Source organism: Ensifer sp. (assembly GCF_031989085.1).
Lineage (GTDB): Bacteria > Pseudomonadota > Alphaproteobacteria > Rhizobiales > Rhizobiaceae > Ensifer.
The window spans coordinates 386,015-409,258 of the sequence record NZ_DALZXU010000003.1 but is presented as its reverse complement, the minus strand read 5'-3'; the positions used below and the strand labels follow the sequence as shown (position 1 = coordinate 409,258).

General features: G+C 63.6%; 12 protein-coding genes. 8 read left to right on the top strand and 4 right to left on the bottom strand.

Annotation, left to right across the window (positions count from 1 at the left end; all coding sequences use genetic code 11):
• Nucleotides 1–6,892 (bottom strand): peroxidase family protein (locus RTP54_RS18915; protein ID WP_312365021.1); only part of this gene is annotated, 6,892 nt, incomplete at its 3' end.
• A 439-nt stretch (nucleotides 6,893–7,331) separates the two neighbouring features.
• Here RTP54_RS18915 and RTP54_RS18910 point away from each other — a divergent pair.
• Entirely contained in the window at nucleotides 7,332–8,012 is a 681-nt protein-coding gene (locus RTP54_RS18910) for a response regulator transcription factor (protein ID WP_312365019.1), read from the top strand.
• A 212-nt stretch (nucleotides 8,013–8,224) separates the two neighbouring features.
• Here RTP54_RS18910 and RTP54_RS18905 read toward each other — a convergent pair whose 3' ends face one another.
• Nucleotides 8,225–9,457 carry a benzoate/H(+) symporter BenE family transporter gene (locus tag RTP54_RS18905; protein WP_312365017.1) on the bottom strand — a complete coding sequence of 411 codons (1,233 nt, stop codon included), beginning with the start codon at nucleotides 9,455–9,457 and terminating at the stop codon, nucleotides 8,225–8,227.
• Nucleotides 9,458–9,567: 110 nt separating this feature from the next.
• Here RTP54_RS18905 and RTP54_RS18900 point away from each other — a divergent pair, with 110 nt between their 5' ends.
• From RTP54_RS18900 to RTP54_RS18880, 5 genes are all read left to right on the top strand, one after another.
• Entirely contained in the window at nucleotides 9,568–11,049 is a 1,482-nt protein-coding gene (locus RTP54_RS18900) for a PLP-dependent aminotransferase family protein (RefSeq protein WP_312365015.1), read from the top strand.
• 394 nt (nucleotides 11,050–11,443) lie between these two features.
• Nucleotides 11,444–12,442 (top strand): methyltransferase, encoded by a 999-nt coding sequence (locus RTP54_RS18895; protein ID WP_312365013.1) that lies wholly within the window; start codon nucleotides 11,444–11,446, stop codon nucleotides 12,440–12,442.
• Nucleotides 12,439–13,851 (top strand): FAD-binding oxidoreductase, encoded by a 1,413-nt coding sequence (locus RTP54_RS18890; RefSeq protein WP_312365011.1) that lies wholly within the window; start codon nucleotides 12,439–12,441, stop codon nucleotides 13,849–13,851. Before RTP54_RS18895 ends, RTP54_RS18890 begins: the two co-directional genes overlap by 4 nt.
• Before the next feature lie 8 nt (nucleotides 13,852–13,859).
• Entirely contained in the window at nucleotides 13,860–14,891 is a 1,032-nt protein-coding gene (locus RTP54_RS18885; protein WP_312365010.1) for a GNAT family N-acetyltransferase, read from the top strand.
• A 72-nt stretch (nucleotides 14,892–14,963) separates the two neighbouring features.
• Nucleotides 14,964–18,497, top strand: coding sequence for an aminotransferase class I/II-fold pyridoxal phosphate-dependent enzyme (locus tag RTP54_RS18880; RefSeq protein ID WP_312365008.1), 3,534 nt, complete (start codon nucleotides 14,964–14,966; stop codon nucleotides 18,495–18,497).
• A gap of 88 nt (nucleotides 18,498–18,585) precedes the next feature.
• On the opposite strand, the gene RTP54_RS18875 is transcribed toward RTP54_RS18880, so the two are convergent.
• Complete coding sequence (locus tag RTP54_RS18875) at nucleotides 18,586–19,533, bottom strand: LysR family transcriptional regulator (protein WP_312365007.1); 948 nt, start codon at nucleotides 19,531–19,533, stop codon at nucleotides 18,586–18,588.
• Nucleotides 19,534–19,725: 192 nt separating this feature from the next.
• Here RTP54_RS18875 and RTP54_RS18870 point away from each other — a divergent pair, with 192 nt between their 5' ends.
• Nucleotides 19,726–21,420, top strand: coding sequence for a GMC family oxidoreductase (locus RTP54_RS18870; protein WP_112815964.1), 1,695 nt, complete (start codon nucleotides 19,726–19,728; stop codon nucleotides 21,418–21,420).
• A gap of 20 nt (nucleotides 21,421–21,440) precedes the next feature.
• Here RTP54_RS18870 and RTP54_RS18865 read toward each other — a convergent pair whose 3' ends face one another.
• Nucleotides 21,441–22,304, bottom strand: a complete 864-nt coding sequence (locus RTP54_RS18865) for an alpha/beta hydrolase (protein ID WP_312365002.1) — start codon at nucleotides 22,302–22,304, stop codon at nucleotides 21,441–21,443.
• Nucleotides 22,305–22,558: 254 nt separating this feature from the next.
• On the opposite strand from RTP54_RS18865, the gene RTP54_RS18860 reads away from it, so the two are divergent.
• Nucleotides 22,559–23,236 (top strand): hypothetical protein, encoded by a 678-nt coding sequence (locus RTP54_RS18860; protein ID WP_312365000.1) that lies wholly within the window; start codon nucleotides 22,559–22,561, stop codon nucleotides 23,234–23,236.
• Nucleotides 23,237–23,244 lie beyond the last annotated feature (8 nt).

The window sequence follows — 23,244 nt, the reverse complement described above, 5'->3', positions numbered from 1 at the left end:
CGTCGCCGTCGCCGGAGCCGCAGGTGTCGTCATCGTCGTCGTCACCACCATGATCGTCGTCGTCGTCCGGGTCCGACCCGGCGTCGTCGTCGTCGTTCACCGGCACCAGGGTCGGTGCAGCACCGTGGAAGGTGATGGTGTGCTCGCCACTCGAAAGCGTCGTCGTGCCGTTGCCGTTGTCGGTCGCCTGATAGCTTGCCGGGTCGGCGCCCGCCGGGATCTCGACCACGTCCTGCGGACGAAGCGTGCCGACGATGGTGTCCTTCCCGCCGTTCGAGCGGAAGACGATGCGATGTGCCGAGGTGAGGCTGGAAATATCGACGATGTCGTCGCCGCTCGAACCTTCGATGGTAATGGTCGAGTAGTTGAGACTGGTGCTGTCGAAATTGCCGATGACCTGGATGGTATCCCCGCCGCTGGCACCGCCGTCCGGCGTGCCGTTGCCGTTGTTGGCGGTCACGTTCAGATTGCCGACCATGATCTCCTCGATGTTGTCGAGTTCGGCCACGACCGCCTCGACGCCTGCCACCGTGCGGGTGATGACGATTTCCGTCGAAGCAAGGAATGCGGTGTTGAGACTTGCCGCAAGCCCGGCATTCTGCCCGTTGGTGACCGCATAGATGCGGAACTGTTCTGCGCCCTGCGCGCCCGACAGGCGGTAGGTGTCGCTTCCGGTCCCGCCATCGACGATGTCACGGCCCTCGTTGCTGGTCTGCTCGATGATGTCGTCTCCGCCGCCGGCGAGGATGACGTCGTTGCCGGCACCGGCGTTGAAGGTGTTGGCGGCGTCATTGCCCACCAGGATCTGGCTGCCGTTGCCACCGGTGATCGTGCCCACCGTGTCATAGCCAAGCGAGACGTTGGCGTTGTCTGCGTTGCTTCCCGTCGCCGTGTAGGTGAACTGCCCGCCGGCCGCACCATTGCTCGGGTCGGTAAGCGTCACCGAGCCGGGGTTGGTGGTCAGGCTGACACCCGTGAGGCCATTCGGGTTGGACACTGCCGTCACGTCCAGCGTGCTGTCCGGATCGACGTCGTTATAGAGGAATGCCCATTCCGGAATGATGATCGCCGTGCCGCGCACCACGTTCGTGACGATGCTGTCATCGTTGGCGACCGTCGGATCCTGAACCGCGGTGACATTGACGGTGGCCGTTGCGACAGAGCTGTTGCGAATGCCGTCATTGACCGTCACCGCGATCTGCCGAGGTGTCGTGCTCGGGTTGTCGGAGGTGTTTTCGAAGCGGACCGCGTCGAGGGCCCTCTGGTAGTCCGCAGCCGTCCCCGTGCCCGAAAACTGCAGGACGATCTGGCCATTGGCGGCCGTCTGCTGGACCGAGATGCCGGCCGGGCGGCCGTTGCCGGTCGTGGCCGTCAGGACGTCCCCGGCGGCAGCGTTGGTCAGGACGACCCTTGCGGAGACGATCTGCTCGTTGCTCGCAATTCCGGCGAGGCTCGAAATGCCGACTGCAGCCTGGTCCTCGACGAAGGTGCTGGTCCAGCCCGTCGATCCATCGTCGATCGGGCGGGTGAACTGGACGTTGACGTTGTCGATGCGCACGGTTTCATTGCCGGCGTCGACGCCGCTGAAGAGGAAACGGATTGCGGCGGTGGCGGTAAACGGCCCCGTCAGTGTCAGGCTCGCCGTGCCGTTGTTGGAGGTGCTGTTGAGCGTCTGCAGCGTGGTGAAGTTCTGGCCGTCGGTCGAATACTGCACCTGCAGCGTTTCGCCGTTGTCGAGGTTGGCCTCCTGGTAGCTGAAGCTCAGCGTCGCGGTGCCGTTGCCAACCGTCGACAGGTCGATGCCGCGGGTGATGGATGCGCCAGCGGGGGTGGAGCCGCCCCCCGTATCCTGCCGGAATTCAAGCTGGCCGGCATTGATGCGGATCTCGCCGGTCGTTGCCTCATTCCCCACGCGATCGTTCGCTTCGGTCCAACTGCTCGCCCAGGGGACGGTTCCGTTGGAGTTGGCATAGCTAGCCGTTGCGAACTGATCCCGGTAGCTCTGGCTTTCGAAGGCGTGCAGGTCCACGGTCGGCAGGCGAAGGTCGAGGACCCGGTCGGCAAACTGGATGCGTTCGATGTTGAAGAGCCGGTCCGTGCCCTCGGCTTCGAGGGGCCTGCCGGTTTCGGGATCGACGATGCCGACGGTCGGGTTGATATGTGCGACCGTAACGCTGCCGTCGTCGTTATAGGTGATTTCGTAGTTCTCGAAGTCGTCGTAGTAGACGGCGGTATCGACGTCGCCTTCATTGCCGCCGTCGAGGATTTCCCGGACCACCTGCAACTGCCTCGGCTTGATCTCGCCGGAGAAAAGCCGCGCCTGAATGTCGGCGATCGAGTCGATGCTGAACGGTGTCCAGATCTGTCCGCGGGAGAGGTCCGGCGTCACGAGAATGCGGACGTTCAGCCACTTGTCACCGTCGATGATGTCGTTGCCGCCCATGCCGCGGATGATATCGGATCCGCCGCCGCCCAGGATGATATCCGAGCCATCCGACGTATCCATGACCCCAAGCTGCATCTCGCCGGCGGGATTGATCGGGTTGCCGTTGGCGTCGAGATTGTGCGGATTGTAGATCTCGAAGCGTTGCAGGTGGGCGACGAGATCGCGCAGGCCGGCGATCCGGTCGACATTCTTTTCGAGCAGTGCGTTGGAGAAGCTCTCGATCGGCGCATCGGGCTCGACCTGAGCCGCATTGCCATTCGGATCATAGCCGCCGATCACCACGTCGCGGCCGGTCAGCCGATCGTTATGATCCCAGCCGGACAGGCCCTCGACCAGGTCGTAGCGGTCCCTGACGATGTTATTCTGCTGGTTGACGAAGATGCTGATGTTCATGTTGGCATCGGCGCCATAGTCGTTGTTCTGGAACGACGTCCAGTCAAAGCCGGCCATGCCGTTCGAGCGGTTGATGCCGATACCCTGCACCATGATGTCGTCGCCGGATTCACCGTCGAAGTCGGTGTCATTCTCGCCGGCGATCATCACGTCGTGGCCGATGACGCGCGAGTTGAAGAACAACTCTGAGTTATCGCCGGTGAGCGTCGTCATGTTGCCTTGGGCTTCCATCCAGTCGTCGCCCTCGTTGCCGAGGAGGACCCCGCCGCCGGTGGGCGCCCGGATGAAGTCGTTGCCTTCGCCGCCCGAAATCGTCTTCTGATCCTCGCCGCCGGCCAGAACGTCGTTGCCGTCGCCGCCAAAGATGAGGTCGAGGCCCATGCCACCGTTGATGATGTCGTCGCCGCCCTCGCCCTTGATCACGTCGGCGGCGCCGATGTCGGTGCCGCTGTCGGTGATGATGTCGTCGCCGTCACCGCCATGCAGGTGGTCGACGCCAAACCCGCCCTCGATGCGGTCGTCGCCGCCTTCACCCCAGATCGTGTCGTCGCCGGAGCCGCCGATCAGCGTCTCGCCGGTATTGGTGCCGCCGAGGACCACGTGCTGGTCGCCGGTAAAGCGCAGGTAGTTGGCCGCGCGCACGACCAGGGAGGTCGTACCGGTGATGGCGGAGATCACGTCGGCCTCGCCGGTCGGGTCGGCGTTGCCGATCCCCCTGTTGTACTGCTTCGACTGATCCATCGCGATGATGTAGTCGGCCGTCTGGAACGCGGCACCGTTGATGTGCAGGCCGGTTTCCTCGGTGTCGGTGTTGCGGCGGATCAGGTCTGCGAAGCTGTCGCTTTCCAGCTCGTTCAAAAGGTTCTGACCCTGCGTGCGGCTCAGATAGTAGAAGCGGTCGCCGTTCTGCAGGTTCTGGATCTGCAGCTCGAACACGTAGGTGAAAGTCGAGCCGAGCATGCCGCCAAAGGGCATCAGCGCTTCGGCAAGGCCGCCGATCCAGAAATCGACCTTGTTGAGACCGGTTTCGCGGGCGGCCCAGCTGCCGGTCGAGTTCAGGTAGTCGAGGCGCGCCTGACGCTCTCCGGCCGTCTCGCCTGCAACGCCGAAGACCAGATCCCAGGCAGCGTCGCGCTTGGCTTCCGCGGTCGTGGCCGCGGTGATCGCGTCATGCGTGCCATAGGCGGCGATAAAGTTGACGATCGACAGCGGGTTCTTGATGTGCTGGGCGAAATCTGCCCAGCTTTCATAGGGTTTGAGATAGGTGTCGTTCGTCTGTTCGTAGATCTGGCGCCGGGCCTCGTTGAGCGACGGCACGCCGGTTTCGCGAGCGCGGGCAATGTTGAGTGCGGCAAGGTCCAGCGGCAGGCCTACAAGGTTGTTGCGCAGCGCGCTGGTCGTGAACTCGTCGATCTCGTTGCCGGCCTGCCGGGTCATGCCACGAAGGATTGCGCCCGAGGCCGCATGCGCATCGACGCCTGCGCTGTTGAAGATGATCGGGTTCAGGAAAGCGTCGATCAGGCCGACTTCTTCCGGCGTTGCCGCATTGTTGCTGAGCTTCAGCATCTCGACGTTCTCGGCAAGCATCGAGTGGCCGAAGCGATAGACGACCTGGGCAAACTCCTCGTAAATCACCGCGTCGATCTCGACGGAATGCGAGAACACGAACGGATCGATCTGCGGGGCGACGGCGCGCACGAACTCTTCGAAGACCAGATGCTGGTAGACCATTTCGGTCGAGAAGCGCGCCGCCTGGAACAGCCGTTCGCCATCCCAGATCAAAGTGGACAAGTCGGCCGGTAGGCTCGTCACATCGACCAGCAGCCATTCGTTGAGCAGCGCCAGGTCGCCTTCGGCCAGGAGCGTCGCCTTGATCTCGTCGACCTGGCGATTGTGCTCGCTGTGGAAGATAGAGTGGGTCGCCGTCAGCGCGACGTTTTCGTTGCCGCGGCCATCGCCGACGATGAAGTGGGCATTCAACAGCTCGTCGTCATAGGTGAGGTTGAAACCGAACTGGTTGGGAATGATGGGGTTTCCGGCGACATTGTCGGCATCCGGCAGCACCGCCACGGGTGCTGTCGCCGGGTTGCGGTCATGGTCGATCGGTGCGCTCGGCACCGCGTTGTGGGCGATGTCGTTAAGGAAGGCCCGGCCGGCGCTGAGGCTGGTCAGCGCATTGAGCGGCGCTGCGAGATTGCCTTCGACGGGTCCCGTCGCCGTCACCATCAGGGGCAGACCATTGGCGCCGCGCACGAACTCGCCATAGAGGTCGGTCACGAGAAGCGGCACGCTGTGGACGTTGAGATCGCTGAGCTCGATGCCCAGCAACTCGCGCGCCTGGGCCTTGATGTCGCCCCAGGTGGGCGGGCCGCCGTTTGCGCCTTCGAGCATCTGGCCCGTCGCCATCGGCTTGCCGCCGACCATAACATACTCGCGCAGGAACACCTGGTGCGAGGGGTTGGAGGTATAGACCTGGTTGAGGTCGATCCAGGGCGTTGTCTCGTTGCGATGATCGCGGATGTCGTCGGAGGTCCCGACCTGGCCATCCGGGCCGGCATGGACGGCATCGTTGGTTGCGCGGGTCAGAACCATGAAGTTGGTCGGGCTGCCCGGCACGTAGAGCGGGTCGTCCGGCTGCAGCGGAATGATGACGTTGCCGCTGCCGCCCTTGGAGGTGAGATCGAGGCCATGGTCGAAGAACTGGCCGAAGATCGTCATGAAGCCGTTGAAGGAAGCGGTGTCGCCGAGGTCGGCGGCGATGTTCTTGATGAAGACGTTGTCGCCGTCCATCGTCACGCCATGCGAAGTGACTTCGGCGATCACGGCCGCATCCGCCGCCGCCGCGGCAGCGACGGCGGCCGCAGTTGCCGCGCCGCCCGTCGGGATGGCGTCGCGCGCCTCGATCGCGTCGGCGAGAGCGTCAGTTGCCTGGGCAAGGTCGCCGGTGGCGGCGGTCAAGCCTGCATCGGCATCGGCAAGAACTGCCGCCGCATCCGCGACCTCTCCCTGAGCAAGGCTTGCCGCATTCGACAGCACCTGCTGCTCGGCAATCGCGTCCTGCAGGGCGGTAACCGTCGCGGCATGCGCAGACTGGGCCGCCCCGAGCGCGGCGACGGCGTCTTCATGGTCCTCGACGGCCTGGGCATGGATGATCTGCGCATCGTCGCGCGCATCGGCTGCCGCCGCATAGGCTGCGGCGTTGGCAGGGCTCGGGTCGTTCAGGAAGGCGGACAGCGCGCTCGCCTCTGCCTGCTGAGCAAGGGCGAGATTGGCAAGGGCGATGTTCTTGGATGCTTCCGCGGCGACTGCGGCAGCCGCAGCGGACTGGCTGGCGACGAGTGCGGCGGCGACAGCCGATTGGGCCGCGGTAACGACGGAGGCATGTGCATCACGGGCAGCGACAGCGGATGCCAGCGCCGCGTTGGCGGCAGCAAGGTCCTGTGCGGCGCCCGCCTGTCCGGCGGCTGCCGTATCGAAGGCAGACTGCGCGGTGGCCTGCGCGGCCTGCGCATTGGCGACGATCACGTTGGCAGCAGCTACGGCGGCGTCGGCGTCAGCGGTCGCGTCGGCGACAGCTGCGTGCGCGGCTCGGGCCGCCGCCTGCAACTGCATGACTTCGCCGATGATCTGCAGCGCCTGCGAGCCGGTGATGCCGACGGAAGCAAGCGCGCCGGAGATGGCGGCGGGGTTGTTGAGCGACTGATCGGCGACGATGTTCGAGATCATGCGTGGCTGGCTGTCGTAGACCGAACCGCCGAGATCGGCATAGCTGGTCGGCAGACCGTTGCGGATGTTGGTTTCAGCGGCCGCATAGTTCGGCGTCAGCAGCCGGGCCATAACCTGGTCCGAAGAGCCGAAGTGCGTCATGTTCGGCTGGAAATTGTTGTAGGAACCGTCAACGGTGCGCAGGCCGTAGGGAAGCAGCGGGCTTGATACCAGCTGTTCGAGTGCCACCCGCGGGTCGACACCGTTCTCGATGGCCGCGGTGTGGGCCTCCGCGATCTTGATCTGCTTCAGGATGAAGTCGAGGTCGTTTCGGTTCAGCTGTACCATTTTACCCTCCGTGGCCGTAACGCAGCCGCGCCCGCCGATTTTTGCCAAAGTTTCACCGTCCGAGGGGCAGGCATCGCCTGCGCCCGTCGGCTGCGCCATCGTCTGTTCGTCCGATCACTCGATCAGGACCTTCCTGTTGATGCTCAGATGTTCGGGGCAAACGGCGAAGAAAGAAACGTCGCTAAGTCGGGCGAAATTGCCGACGAATGTCGGACCGAGGGTCGGACCACTGTCGGCGCGAAAATTAGAATAGGACGAGCAGAGATACTGGTCTTAGGTCCAGATATAGTCTGACCCGAAGATGTTGTTCGCCGATGCTCTTTCAATTTATGAAAATGCTGCGATCATCCCGCGGTACAGGCAGCACCTTGATTTCAGGCGCCGGGGCCGGCAGGAGCGATACTGACCATGACGCTTGATTTTCGAGGAGGCTTGCCCGATGCGTGAAACGACTTCGGTGATCGTCGTCGACGACCATTCCCTGTTTCGCATGGGTGTTCTGCAGGCGTTGCGACTGGAGGAAAGCCTCTCGGTGATCGGCGAAGGCGGGTCAAAGGCGGAAGCGCTCGGTCTCGTCGAACAGCTTGCGCCCGACGTGGCGCTGCTCGACATTTCCATGCCTGGTAACGGCATCGACGCTGCGCGCGACATCACCAGCCGATGGCCCGCGACCAAGGTCGTAATGCTGACCGTTTCCGAGGAAGACGACGACGTGCTCGAGGCGCTTGACGCCGGGGCGGCTGGCTACGTGCTCAAGGGAACGCCGGCGTCCGAACTCGTCGCAGCGATCGTCGCGGTCGCCGAAGGGCGGTCCTACATGTCGCCGAACCTGGGCATGCGGCTTTTCGGCGTTATCCGCAACAGAACCGAGGAACATAAGGCCGAAAAGCTGATCGACGCGCTTTCACCGAAAGAGGACGCCGTGTTCCGCCTGCTCGGGCGCGGCTTTACCAACCGCGCGATCGCCGAGGAAATGGGCGTTCAGGTCAAGACGATCAAGTTTCACGTCAGTCGGTTGCTGATCAAGCTCGGCGCTAAGAACCGCGTCGAGGCGGCATTGGTGGCGCAACGCCATCTCGGCACGGCGAGCAAGGGGCAGACCCGGCGCGATGCCGGTTAGGTCTCGCGGTCCGTCTGACGTCACGACACTGTTGGCGGGTGGCAGCACCTTTCGGATCGCTCGACAGGCGCAGGCGCATTTAGGGTTTGCGACGTGCCCGCCGGTCCCCAGCTCAGCGCCCTCCTTCAAGTGCGTGAGATTGGAAACTACGGGCCCGATCGTCGTCTCGAGGGCGCGCCCTCGGGCGGGAACACATCGATCTGCCCTGAATTTTACCGCGAGGCTTTCTCGCTCTCGAGGGAACCGGCGCCCGCGGGGCGCCGCAGGCGGCCGTTCAGGACGATATGGGCGACAAGCCCGATCAGCAGACCCCAGAACGCTCCGCCGATCCCGAGCATCTTGATGTTTGCGGCGGACGCAAGGAAGGTGATCAACGCTGCTTCGCGGGAGGTCGGGTCAGCCATCGCACCCGCCAGGCTGCCGCCGATGGTGCCGAGCAGGGCCAAACCGGCGAGCGTGGTGATAAACGTCGCGGGGAACGCCAGGAAAACCGCAGCAAGCGTCACGCCGAAGACGCCGACCAGCACATAGAAACAGCCTGCCGCGATGCCGGCAACCCACCGTCTGGACGGGTCGTCATGGGCTTCCCTGCCTGTGGCGATCGCCGCGGTGATGGCCGCGATGTTGAAGGCGTGGGAGCCGAAGGGAGCCATGACCAGCGAACCAAGACCCGTGACCGTCACGATGGGATTGGCACTCGTCGTGAACCCGTCGTTCCGCAAGACCAGCATTCCCGGCATGTACTGGCCGGTGAGCGTTATCAGGAACAGCGGCATTGCGACGGAGAGCAGCGCGTTCAGCGAAAACGCGGGCATGGTGAAGACCGGGACGGCGAATTCCAGCTTCAGCCCGGACAGATCGACGCGACCTTGAACCAGCAGGAAGGCAAGTCCAAGAACAAGGATGCCCACCACCGCGTATCGGGCGGAGAGGCGCTTGAGTGCAAGATAGGCAACGATCAGAACGCCGACGAGCAGTGGGTCGACGCTCGCGCCGCCGAACGCTCCGATACCGAACGGCAGCAGGATGCCTGCGAGAAGACCCGAGGCGATGCCAGGTGGAATAAGGCGGATCACCTTGTCGAAACAACCTGATATGCCGAGCACGACGAAAGCAGCCGCCGAAATCATGTAGGCGCCGACCGCCTCGGCGTAGGGCGTCGACGCCAGGGCCGTCACGAGAAACGCCGCGGCCGGGGTCGACCACGCCGTGATGATCGGTGCGCGGTGGCGCCAGCTCAGGAACAGTCCCGTGAGCCCCACCCCGATCGAGACCGACCACACCCAGGAGGCCGTCGCCGCGGGGCTCAAGCCGGCGGCTTTCGCCGCCTGAAAGACCAGGATGAAAGTGCCGCCATAGTTGACGATGACAGAGATCAGACCTGCGACGATGGGGTGGGCGAGATCCTCGGGGCGGGTGGCGGAATGGGAAGGCTCAGACGGCATGTGGTGAAAAGTCTCCGGACGTACGGGCGCAAGGCCGACAAGGTTTCTTGACATCTAGCCAATGATTGGCCCGATATGCCCTGCCACATTGCGCATCAGGACCAGACCATTTGTTCAAGCATTCCCTCCTCGAATCCGTGAAAGCGTGGATCGCACATCCTGCCCAGGCGGCAATGCCGCTACACGCCCGGATCCAGCGCGCCGTCAGGCAACTGATCGTTGACGGCGCACTTGGCCCGGGCAACCGGCTGCCCGCGTCCCGCGCGCTCGCCACGTCGCTCGGCGTCTCGCGCGATACGATCGAGGCGTCCTACGCCCAGCTTCACGCCGAGGGGTTCATCGAAAGGCGTGTGGGCAGCGGCAGCTTCGTTGCGCAGATCACGGAGTTCACCCCCTCTCGCCGCGCGCAGCGGAACAAGCCGTCGCCCGGCCAGCCTCCCAACCTCAGCAAGCGCGGTGATGCGATGTTAGGCGGCGGCGGCGTGCGCGAGCACCTTTCCCCTCGCCCCTTCGCGCATGGCGTGCCGGACACGCGCGCATTTCCGCTTCCTCTCTGGGAACGCCTCGAAAGACAGGTCCGCAAGGAACTCGGGACGCAGACGCTGCTTCACGGCGATCCGCAGGGCGCCGAACCGCTTCGCCGTGCCATTGCCGACTACGTGAACCTGGAACGCGGCGCTCGTGCCACCGCAGACCGCGTGCTGGTATTGACGAGCTCGCAGCAGGCCCTGTGGCTGTGCGCAAACATTCTTTTGGATCCGGGTGACCGGATCTTCATCGAGGACCCTGCCTATTATGGCGCGCGAAAGGCCTTTACCGCGGCGGGACTGGAATGCGTTCCCATCCGTGTGGATAGACAGGGCATCGTGGCGGACGAGATCATCGCCGCGCCGCAGAAGGCCAAGGCGGTCTTCCTGACGCCCTCGCACCAATTCCCGACCGGCGCGACGCTGGCATTGGACCGCCGCCTGGCATTGATCGAGTGGGCCGCGCGGCATCGGACGTGGATCATTGAAGACGATTACGACAGCGAGTTTCATTATGCCGGCAAGCCCACGGCCTGCGTGCAGGGTCTCGATGCTAACGACCGGACGGTCTATATCGGCACCTTCACCAAGTCGCTTTTTCCAGGTCTGCGCATAGGCTATGCGGTATTGCCGCCCCAGCTCGTGAAACCGATGACCGTGGCGCGCACGCTGCTGGATGGTCATACCGCGCCGATGGCGCAACTGACGCTCGCCCGCTTTATCGAGGGTGGGCATTTTGGCGCACATATTCGCACGATGCGCGGCGTCTATGCCGGGCGCCTGGAAAAACTGGCGCTGCTCGTTCGCAAGCACCTGCCGGATGTTGTCGAGCCACGTGTTCCGGCAGGCGGACTGCAGATGCCTTGCGTGCTCAACGTCGACCTCTCGGAACGCGCCGCCGTCGACGCGGCGCGACGGGTCGGGATCGAACTTCTCGGTTTGTCGGCGCTCCATCACGCAGGCAACGGCGAGGCAGGATTTCTGATGGGATTTGCGGCCTACACGCCTCTGGAAATCGAGAGCGCGGTCAGGAAGCTGGCCAAGACACTTCAGTCGCTGAGGTGAGCCCGTAGGTCGAAGCGTTTCGGGCAAATGATCTGGGGCCTCTTGGTAGATGAACGAGCGCAATCAACCATGTCCGTGATCAGAGCTCCCTTCGACGCCGCGCAGGAACGGCCAGCCCTCCCGTAGCGGCTTCCCGGCCAATCGGCAAAATCGAAACCGCAATCAAGGACATCCCTGTGGTTGCTCACTCCCTAATTGCACAAACGAAATCGATCTCTCACGGATTGCAATTTCATCGCCATTGATGTACACAAAGTACATCTCGGAAAAAGATTTGCGATTGAGCAGGACGTGCGGAAAAACGCGCGGCGTGTAAGGCGTTTGCCGTCACGCCGCCCCTTCCGAAAGGATCGTCATGTCGAGCCAGCCACAGTCCATCGCGGGTGCACCGCGGATGGATGATCGCCCATTGTGGGATGTCATTTTCGGCATCTTCGGACTGCCGGCACTGTTTATTTCCCATCGGCTTGATCTCTTCAGGTTCGTTGCCGATAAGAACCCGACGCTCGGAGAACTCGGCGAAGGCCTGAAGCTTGAGCGGCGCGGCGCTCAGATCCTGGCAAGCACCGCGACCGCGTTGGGGTTCCTCGCCCTCACGGAAGGCCGCTATCGTTTGACGCCGCTGTCGCAGACCTATTTGCTGGATAGCAGCCCCACCTATTTCGGGCATTACTGGGATCTCCTGATCGACAACCACGAGGTCTTTTCGTTCGCGGCCTTGGAGACAGCCATCGTCAGTGGCGTGCCGCAGGCCTACGGCGTCGAGGACATCTACGAAACCCATCGCGAAGACGCCGAACGCACACGGGCATTTACCCGCGCGATGCACTCGGTCAGCGTGTCTGCCGCTTTCGGATGGACGCGCGTCCTGAATCTCTCCACCCACCGCAGAATGCTGGATATCGGTGGAGGGTCGGGTGCGCATGCCCTGATGGCGTCAAGGGTCGCCCCGCAACTTCGCGCAACGGTGTTCGATCTCGCAACAGTCTGCCCGGTGGCCGAGGAATTCATCGCCCGGGCCCGTCTTGCCGATCGCGTCGATACCCGCAAGGGCGATATGTGGACTGACCCGTTTCCGCCAGCCGACCTGCATTTCTACTCGCATGTCTTTCATGGCTGGTCGCCGGAAAAGTGTCGGTTCCTCAGCGAGAAGAGCTTTGAGAGCCTCGAACCCGGCGGACGGTTGATCATCCACGAGTTCCTTTATGACGACGCCGGCAAGAGCGGACCCTTTCCGGCAGCGGCGACGAGCATGATCATGCTTGGCTGGGGGGAAGGCGAGCAGTATTCGGGCCCGCAGATCAGCGGATTTCTGGAGGACGCGGGCTTCCGCGATATCCGGATCATCCCGGCTTTCGGCTACCACAGCATCGTGACGGGACAAAAGCCGTGAACCGTCCCCAAGGGCACCCGACCGCCACTGAGGTCGAGCAATTCTCCCGGGCGCTCGATGGTCGGGTCTGCAGCCGGCTGTCGGCTGACTACGAGGCCCGCCGACGGGCACTTGTCTGGAACGGCCGGCCACCAGAGTGCTTTCCGTCCTTGATCGTCGAGGCGCGCTCGGCGGCGGACGTTGTCGTTGCCGTGGAATTCGCGCGTCACCACAAGCTCGTGGTCGGCGTGCGCGGCACGGGCCATAGCTACAGCTCGATATTCATGTGCGATGCCGGATTGCTGATCGACCTGTCGCGGATGAACACGCTCACAGTCGATCGTTCGGAGCACCGCATCATCGTCGAAGCGGGAGCGACGAGCGGCGAGGTCGCGGCCGCCCTCGAACGCGAGGGGTTGGCCTTTCCCGTTGGCCACGGCGCACCCGTCGGGATCGGCGGCTTTCTTCTGGGTGGCGGGCTCGGGATCAATTGTGCCGCATGGGGCGGCATGAGCACCTTCAACATCCTGGCGGCCGATATCGTCACCGCCGACGGGGCCGAGCGACACGCCAGCCCCACCGAGAACCCCGATCTGTTCTGGGCTATGCGTGGCGGCGGGCCCGGACTGCCGTTCATCGTCACCCGCTTCCATCTCCACTGCTATGATCAGCCGGGTGCGATCACGAGCAACACCTATTTGCTGCGCTTTGCCGAACTGCCTCACCTTGCGGCCGCTCTGGACGCGATCGCGCCCACGCTCGACCGGCGGCTTCAGGTCATGCTGGCAGTGATCTCGGCGCCACTGGAACTCGCCAGCCACTGCGCTCCCGAAGATCACGGCCGCATTGCCGCCCTTACCGCCATCGCCTTTGCGCATGACGCGGTGGAGGCGCGGACGCTGCAGGCCCCGCTGGCGGAATTGCCGATCCTGTCGGACTGCCTGGTGCGCGTGCAAGATCAGGCAACGACATTCGCCGGCATTCTTGGCCAGGGAGAAACCCTTCTGGTCTCGAAACGCTTTCGCACCGACAATGTGCTTTGCGATCAGTTGGACGTGGCCGTCGACATCATCATGCGCCACCTGCCGACCGCGCCCTCACCCGCCAGCCTTTCCCTGATCGTCTGGCGGGGGCAGCATGACCACCCGGACGCCGCCTACTCGGTTTCGGGCCGATATTTTGTCTCGACCTACGCGCAATGGGGCTCGGCCGAGGACGACCCGGTCAACGGCGCCTGGCTCAAACGCTTCTATGACGAGATGGCGGCGATCGCGACCGGCGCCTACGTCAACGAGTTCGATCTGGAAGCGCGGCTCGACGATGTCGGGCGCTGCTATTCCACGTCCGCGCTCGAGCGCCTGCGGACATTGCGCCAACGGCATGATCCGGACGCGATCTTTTACAATCCGTTTGCCCGATCGCATCATTGAGAGGTCCCATGTCGATGCGCGTTTGCACCTACGGCAGCATCGAAGAAGCGGATCCAGCCCGCTGGGATGAGCTGGTTATCGGCTGTGGCGCACCGGTTTTCTACCGCTCGGCGTTCCTGCGTGCGTTCGAGCGATTTCCCCTGCACGGCGTGCGCTCGCATGTCTACATCACCGGTGAGGACGAACACGGCACTCTGGTCTTTGCAATGCCTGTCTACGTCATTCGTGGCGTCGATCCGATGAGGGTGCTGCACGATCATTTCCCGGCTTTCGGCGACGAGACCGTGCTCGTCAATCACGTCTGGCATTGCTACGACACCTGGATCCCGACGCGCCGTCTCGATCCGGACATCGTCGGCGCGGTGCTGTGGACGATGGAGGCGCTGGCCGCTGATCTCGGTGCATCGCTTTGGGGATTTACCAACGTCGATGGCACCGGCGCGCTGGCCCGCGCGCTGACGGCCGCCGGCATGACGGGGATCCAGGTCGATGAGCGCTTCCTTGCCGACGTCTCGGCCATTCCCGACATCGATCACTACCTTGCAACGCTCGATCATCCCGTGCGCTCGAATTTGCGGCGCTACACACGCATTGCGCAGCGCGCCGGCGTCGTCGCCGGCATCGCGGATGTGGAACACGCCGACCTCGAAGGATTTGTTGCGCTGGCCCGGGCCGGCGCTGCCAAGTACGGCAATGCCGACTACTACCGTCCGGGTGTTTTCGAGGGCTTCCTACGCGATCTTGGCGGGCACGTGCGCGTATTCGAACAGCGGCTTGGCGATAGATTGATCGGCTCCACGGTCCTGCTCGTCGACGAAAAGACGCTGCATTGGTGGGTTGCCGGCAACGACTACAGCGCCGTGCCCCAGATCAGCCCATTTTATCTCGCTTGTCTGGCCGCCATCAACGAAGCGCTGATCACAGGAAAGCCGAGGGTCGAAGCGGGCCGTCGCAACCCACGCTTCAAGACGCGGCACGGCCTCAGACCGCGGCCGGTTCAGGCGTATTTCATGCCAACGTTTCAGCGCGCCGCCACCTGACGGGTCCTTTGCGATCACAGTGGCAGGGCTTCCGCCAGTCGAAGCTCGCGTTAGTGAAGAAGGGGGAAACCCATGACATCCAGTGCCGATGCCAAGGACGGCGAGTATCAGCGCTTTGTATGGCGTCTACCGGCCGTCGATCCGGAAAGCCTGCTGGCGATGGCCGTCGCTTTGCACCACCTGTTCGACGGCGTATTTACCGGCAAGACCTGGTTGTGCCGCAACGCCGATGCCGATGCCCCGCTGTTTTCAGAGATCGAACTGGCCCGTCTCACGGGCGGCTCGGTCAATCTCGGTACATGCCGCACGCTCGCAACGGAGGCGGGCACCGACCGGCGAAATACGCTCGGCGACGGCGAGCATGTGATCATCTGCAGTGGAGCCACCTTGGACGTGGCAACCGTCACGCGCTGGCGCCCCCGCACGGCGTTCGCTGTGGAGCCCACGTCGAACGCGGATGTGGTGACCATCACCTATATCCAGCGGCAGACCGGTTTCAATGATCCGGGCTTCCCGGAAATATTGGAGCGTGCGCTGCGTTGTCTGGTGGCGTCCGTCCGGCACGGCGCAGACGATGCCGCCGATATGGTCAAGCTCCTCCAACCGGCGCTTCCCGCCCAGACGGTAACTGCCGATGCCGTCGGAAGTGGCGAGGATCTGTTCATCCGGCGCTTTTCCACGATTGCGGCACGCGCACCCGATCGTGCGGCGATCGTCGCCGGGGATACAATCATGCGCTACGGCGAACTTGCCCGCGTGACCGATGGCATCGCATTGGCTTGGCGGAATTTGGGACTGTCGAAGGGCGACAGGCTGCTGTTGATCGCTCCGCGCGGGCCTGCGCTGGTCGCAACCGTTGTCGCCGCATTCAAAGCCGGGCTTGCGGTGTGTCTGGTCGACCCGCGCCAGCCGGACGCCTACGTCGCGGCCTGCCGGCGGATCGTCCAGCCGGCGCTGGTGGTCAATCTGGCCGGCCGGCAGCTGGACTTGCCGGGGGTTCCTGTTGCGACAGAGGTCGAGCTCGACCCGAACACCCAGGCGCCGGCGATGGACACCGACTGCTTGGATGGCGACGACTGTGCGGTCATCACACTCACCTCAGGGACCACCCGTGAGCCGAAGGCGGTCGCGGGGCGGTACAGCTCACTCACACATTTCTTCGACTGGATGGGCGATCGGTTCGGGCCGATGGACGACGCGGCTTTCGGGATGTGCTCCAGCATCGGCCATGATCCGTTGCAACGCGACATCATGACCCCGCTCTACCTCGGTGGTCGCATCGTCATACCGGACGAACATGATTTGAGCGAGCCACTGCGTCTGCCGCGATGGCTGGCGGCAAACAGGATCGAGATTGCCTGCCTCAACGCAGCGCTCGTACCTTGGCTCGGCGAAACGACACGCCTGCCACATCTGCGCGCGCTTTTTTGCGTCGGTGGGGCACTCACACGGTCGCAGGCCATAGCGCTGCGCGCCGCGGCGCCGGTGGCGCGGATCGTCAATCTCTACGGCGCGACGGAAACCCAGCGCGCGGTCGGGTTCTACGATTTGCCGGGCGATCGCGAGGCGCTCGCGGCTCTGCCGGACGTGGTTCCGCTCGGACGCGGTATGAACGACGTAAACCTTCTGGTGAGGGATCGCGCACATCGGCGACTAACCCTGCCTTTCCAGATCGGGGAGATCGCGCTCAACAGCCGATATCTTGCCCTCGGCTATCTCGGCGACACCGAACTGACGACCCGCAGGTTCAGGCACGACGTCCTGCCGGAACCGAGCGATGCCCCGACCTATCTGACCGGAGACCTCGGATATGTGTCGATGCGTTACGGCGTCGTCTTTGCCGGCCGGATGGACGATCAAAAGAAGATCAGTGGCTACCGGATCGAACCCACGGCCATCGACGATGTGTGCCGCCAGCACCCGGAGGTCGGCAACGCCGCCACACTTGTCATTGATGTGGATGGCTTGCCGACGTTGGTAACCTGCATCGTCCCGATACGGCCTCCAGGCGCACTTGAAGACCTTCGCCACTGGCTCGCCGCGCGCCTGCCACACTATATGGTTCCCCATCGCCTGTGCGCGATGGAAGATTTCCCGCTCACGCTCAACCGAAAGGTCGACACCAGGGCGCTGGCCGCGCGAGTGCACCTGCAGATCGAGACGGACGCCGTCGCGGCGCGTGAATCGGCGATGGCGGCCGCGCCCATCGATGCGATTTCAGCGTTCGTCTTTCGGCATACCGGCCTGGAGGATGCGACACGCCAGGTGTCGCTGGCCGACCTCGGCGTCGACTCGCTGCGGTTCGTGGAGCTGGTGACACAACTGAGCAGCGATGTCGGTGGCAGCGAGCAAAGAATTGCAAGGCTTCACAACGGGATGTCCATCGTCGAGCTGGCGTCGGCACTTGCCGGTGAAGTCCGGCGCGATCGAACGGCTCCAGCAGGGCTGCAGGCCACAATGCGACCACACACCAACCCGCGCGATCTTCTGGGGCCGGTGCTCGACGTCGATGAAACCCGCATACGCTTCGAGCAGGGAACATTCGACCACTGCTGCTCCAACAGTTACCTCGGACTTGCCGGCCGGCCCGGCACCCGCATAGAGGTCGCGCATTTTCTCGAGCAATCGCAAGCGCATGGCGCGCATGGATCGGCAGAGCTGAATGGATTTACCTCCTGGCACGAACAATTGGCGGCCGCGATCGGGGCACTACATGGCAGCGAGGCCACCCTGCTCTACAGTTCAGGCTACATGGCCAATATTTCCGCTATACCTTCCGTGGTCGAGGGCGATGCCCACCTGTTCATCGACGAGAGCTGCCATCAGTCCCTCGTGGATGGTTGCCGATTGAGCGGCGCAAGAATATCCATCTACCGCCACAACGACGCGGATAGTCTCGAGCAGCTGCTTTCAAAGACCTCGCGCTCTCGCGCCGGCACGCACGCAATCGTCACGGAAGGCGTGTTCAGCATTGAAGGCGACCTGCTGGACCTTCCGGCATTTCACGCCATCGCCCGTCGCTTCGAGTGCCTGCTCATTGTCGACGAGGCCTGTTCACTCGGCCAGATCGGTGTTGATGGATCGGGCGTGGAAACCCATTTCGGCTTGCCGGGATCGATCGACGTGCGGACCGGCACGCTGGCAAAAGCCCTCGGCTCGACGGGTGGATATGCCACCTGCCACGCCGAACACGCATCGCGCCTGCGTTTTCAGCGTGGCGCGAGTTTTTCAACCAGCCTCTCTCCCTTGAATGCGTTCATCGCGTTGCAAGGCGCACAGCTGATGCGAACGGAGGGCCGCGCGCTGAAGAAGCGGCTTGATCACAACAGTGCAGTGTGGCGCGATGGGCTCAACGCATTGGGTTTCGACACCGCGCAATCCTCGGCCGCGATCGTGCCGATCATGTGTGCGGACCCCGATGCGGTCGCCTCCCTGTTCCGGCGTGCGCTCGAACTGGGCGTCTATGCATTGCCCGTGTCGCGGCCCTGGTCGCGGCGCGTGAATGCGCTGCGCACCTCGGTAACGGCCGAGCACGAGCCCGATCGGTTGCGGGAAATAATCACCCGTTTCAGAAGTGACGCGGCAAACAGCAATTGGCTGCAGTAAGCGGCATCGCGGACAACCGGGCGACTATGTCGCCAACGCATTTCGCCGTGGCACCGGCCAAAATCGCGAGCCGCGTTCCGGTGCGGCTTCAGCCGTGTTCCCTTCGGTCCGTTCGCCATATCCTGTCGATGACGTCAAAGGCGAGCGCCACGTTCGGATCAGTGCGCCGGGGCCGCAGACAGACGAAGCCGAGCGTGGTCTCCAGCTTGACCTTGTCGGCAATGATGAGCCCGTTTGCCTGTTGTTCGCCGAGTGCAATCGACTCACGACAGAGGCTGAGACCGAGCCCGGTGCGCACCATCGCCAGCATCGATGTTTCCTGATCGACGAGCGCGACGACGTTTTGCCTCAGGTTCAAGGCGCCGAGCTTTCGCGCAAGCAACCGGTGATGGACGGAAGCGGACGGCGTGCCGATCCAGGGCAAGGCCGCAAGCTCGCTCCAGTCCTTGCCCGCGACGATGCCGGCGAAAGACGGCGGCGCGACCACGCGGTAGGTCAGCCGCGACAGCGGCTTGACGAAGAACTGGGCATCCGCGTCGGTCGCCACGGCATCGGTGCTCGTGCCGAAATCATCGAGATCGCCCAGGAAGAAGCCGACATCAAGCTCGTTGCGCTTCAGGCCGATCGCGACTTCGCCGCTCATGCCCTGGCGCAAGGTGGTCTCGATACCGGGGCCGCTTTCGACGAGTGCCTGCAGGAAGGCGCCGAGCCGGGTAAATTCCGGGTCGATGATGGTGCCGATCCTGAGCGTGCCGCGAAGCTGGGCGGTCAGATGCATCGCCGTCTGCCGAAACTCGGTGACCGACGCCAGCACCTGCTCGCCCTTTGCCGCCAGAAGTGCGCCATCGCGCGTCAGCTCCAACCCGCTGGCCGTGCGGTGAAACAGCGTGAGCCCAAGATCCTGCGACAGGCGCTTGATCTGCAGGCTGACGGCGGGCTGGGTGAGGTGCAGCAGTTCCGACGCACGGGTGACGTTGCCTTCCCGCGCCACCGTGACGAAAGCCCGCAGCAACCGCAGATCCAGATGATCCGACATATATAAATTTCCCTAATAATACTCGACACCATTTATCATTGGATTTCACCCGATGATAGTCGTTTAGTGCGCAAGGGAGGATCGCGGCGCTGCGATCATCGATGGAAATTATAAAGGCAGGACTATGGGCCACCCGCACGAAACGGATTGCGGCGGGGTCATCGCCTTCCGCCGACCTGGGACATGCTCGCAATGAGATCCGACGCTTCGACTTCTGACGCCACCGTTTTCGACTATGTGATCGTCGGCGCCGGCTCGGCCGGCTGCCTGCTTGCCAATCGTCTGAGCCGCGACGCGGACAAGCGGGTGCTGCTGATCGAGGCAGGCCGGCGCGACAACTATCCCTGGATCCACATTCCGGTCGGCTATCTCTATTGCATCGGCAATCCCCGCACGGACTGGCTCTACAAGACCGAGCCGGAAGCAGGGCTGAACGGCCGGTCGCTGCGCTATCCGCGCGGCAAGACGCTTGGCGGCTGCTCCTCGATCAACGGCATGATCTACATGCGCGGACAATCGCGCGACTATGAGAGCTGGGCGGCCACGACCAACGACCGCGAATGGTCCTGGGAGAATTCGTTGCCGGATTTCAAGGCCCACGAGGACCACTACCGGCTCGATGCCGGCGCCGATCCAGTCACGGGCGACAACAGCCGCTTTTCCGACATGCATGGCCGTGGCGGCGAGTGGCGCATCGAAAAACAGCGGCTGAAATGGGACATACTGGAATCCTTCGCCGAGGCCGCGGTCGAGGCCGGTATCCCGCGAACGCCCGACTTCAACAGCGGCGACAACGAAGGGGTCGGCTATTTCGAAGTCAACCAGAAGGCGGGATGGCGCTTGAACACCTCCAAGGCGTTCCTGCGGCCGGTTCGCCATCGCCGCAATCTGGTGGTCTGGACCGAGGCCGATGTCGAAAGCCTGGTGATCGAGACGTCTGCGGATGGCGTCAGGCGTTGCACCGGCGTCTCGCTTCATCGCGGCAACACCCGGATGACGGTCCGGGCGAGAGCCGAAGTCATTCTTTCAGCCGGCGCCATCGGCTCGCCGCAGATCCTGCAGCTCTCGGGCATCGGACCGGGCGCACTGTCGCAGGCGATGGGCATTCCCGTTGTCGAAGATCTCGGCGGAGTCGGCGAAAACCTGCAGGACCACCTGCAGATCCGCGCCGTCTTCAAGGTGAAAAATGCAAGGACGCTGAACACGCTGGCGAGCAACCTTGTCGGCAAGGCGCGGATCGGGCTCGAATATGTGCTGAAGCGCAGCGGGCCGATGAGCATGTCGCCATCGCAGCTCGGCGCCTTCACGCGCTCCGACCCCGGCCGCGCGCATGCAAACCTCGAATATCACGTGCAGCCGCTCAGCCTCGACGCCTTCGGCGAGCCGCTGCACAGCTTCCCGGCCTTCACCGCCAGCGTCTGCAATCTCAACCCGACAAGTCGCGGCCATGTGCGGATCCGCTCGCGCCGCCGCGGCGATGCGCCGGCAATCGCGCCGAACTATCTGAGCACCGACGAGGACCGCAAGATCGCTGCCGACAGCATCCGGCAGATCCGCTCGATCGTCAGCCAGCCGGCGCTCGCGCGGTATGAGCCGGTCGAATGGAAGCCGGGCGTCGAATTCAAGAGCGATGGAGAGCTGGCGAAACTGGCCGGTGATATCGCCAACACGATCTTCCATCCGGTTGGCACCGCCCGGATGGGCGCCGAGGACGACCGCATGGCGGTCGTCGACAGCCGGCTGAAGGTGCGCGGGATCTCAGGCTTGCGGGTGGTCGATGCCAGCGTGATGCCGACGATTACCAGCGGCAACACCAGCGCACCGACCATGATGATCGCGGAGAAGGCCGCGCGCTGGATCATCGCCGACGCCCGGAAGCGGGCGTAGCCGAAGCCGCGTCGCAAGCCCTACTGGAACATCCCCTTCGGCGTCTCGCCCTTGAAAAAGGGCACGATCAGGGCCTGAAGCAGCTCGGGCTGGTTGATCACGGCGGTGTGCGAGGTGGCCGGCAGGATGGCGAGGCGCGACGCCGGCAGCGGCTTGCCCATGTCGCCCATGCCGCCGCCACCAAGCAGCCGGAACATCGCGACCGTATGTTCGAGGGTTGCGACATCGGCGTCGCCGGCAATCATCAGCACCGGGGTCTTCATAGCCTTGACGTCGTTTTCCCAGGCCATCGGCTCCTTTTCAAGCGCGATCAGCTTGGCGACGAGCGCCGGGAAGCCATCGGGATTTGCGGCAAGCTTGCGATAGTCCTCGGCAAACGGCATGCCGACGAACATCTCCACCGTCATCTGCGGGATAAATGCCTTGAACTCCGGCTGCCAGCCCTCTGCGTCGTAGCCGACCGAGGCGGCCGCAAGCTTGTTGACCTTGTCGGGATGGCGAATGGCAAGCTGCAGCCCGGCGGCGGCACCCATCGAGTATCCGAACACGTCTGCCTTCTTCACGCCGACCGCATCCATGAACGCGGCGACGTCGTCGGCAAGGTTCGGATAGGTGATCGGCCGCTCGATGTCGGTCGTGCGCCCATGTCCCTGGAACTCGATCGCATAGACCTTGTTGGTCTTGGCAAGCTCGGGAATGATCGCACCCATCGACGGTATATTCATATAGGCGCCGTGCAGGACGATGAGCGGGTCGCCTTCGCCGGACACCTCGAAATACATCTTCATGCCGTTGATTTCGACGCGCTCGCCGACGGGCTGGCTATCGGCAAGAGCGGGCCCTGCGATCAACATTGCTGCGGCGATTAGGGCAGTTCGGAACATGTTTTACTCCTCGCGGTTTCATGTGTCGTGGCAATAAGACGTGCGGATGTCACGCGAACCGACATCGCCCTGGCACTTTTTTCGACCGGCCGGCACAGATCGCCGACAACGCCCGATTGGCGCAGCCGAACGGTGCATACAGCCACAGCGCGCAGCAACCAAAGACAGGCAGCGTCACACAACCGTCACAAACTAAGGGCCGGATCGCCGCATTCAGTTCCGGCTTTGCCGTAACACCACGAGGACGAGACGCCATGAAAGCCAGGATGGAGGCGCATGTGCCGTCGGCCAAAGCCGAAAGATGGCACCGTAGCGAGGCCGGCGCGATCATCGCGCTCCTTCTTGCTTCCACCGTCCTTCTCGGCTCTCTCGTCGTTGCCGACCGTGCCTTCGGCATCGACTACTATGACCTTGTTCGTGATCCGAACGCCATCGCGCGCAACCCCGGCTATTTTGGCCTGGTCTCCAACATCGGGATCATCCTGTGGATCGTCGGCGCGGTCGCAGCCCTCCAGGCCTTTGCGGCATCCCCGCGCGAAGGGGCTACGCCGCTGCGGCGAACCTTGCTCGCCGGCGGACTGTTTGCCGCCGTGATGGGCATCGATGATTTCCTTATGTTGCACGAGACGGTAGCGACCGCCGGCATCCCGGAAGAGGTGGTTCTCGTGCCACACATGCTGATGCTATGCGCGTTGTGCGTCTGCGCCTACCGCGTTCGCGCCGCGACGCCGCGGCTGCTGCTTGCAGGCTCGGTACTTTCGATGGCGCTATCCTTCATCGCCGACATGGCCCCGATCCATGGATCCGGGGCCACCTTCGTCGAAGAGGGCTTCAAGCTTGTCGGCATCCTGTTCCTGACCGCCTATCTCGTCGCAATCGGCCATCAGGCGCTCAGAAGTGGCGGAGCGCTGCAACGCGAGGCCGACGGTTAGCGATCCGC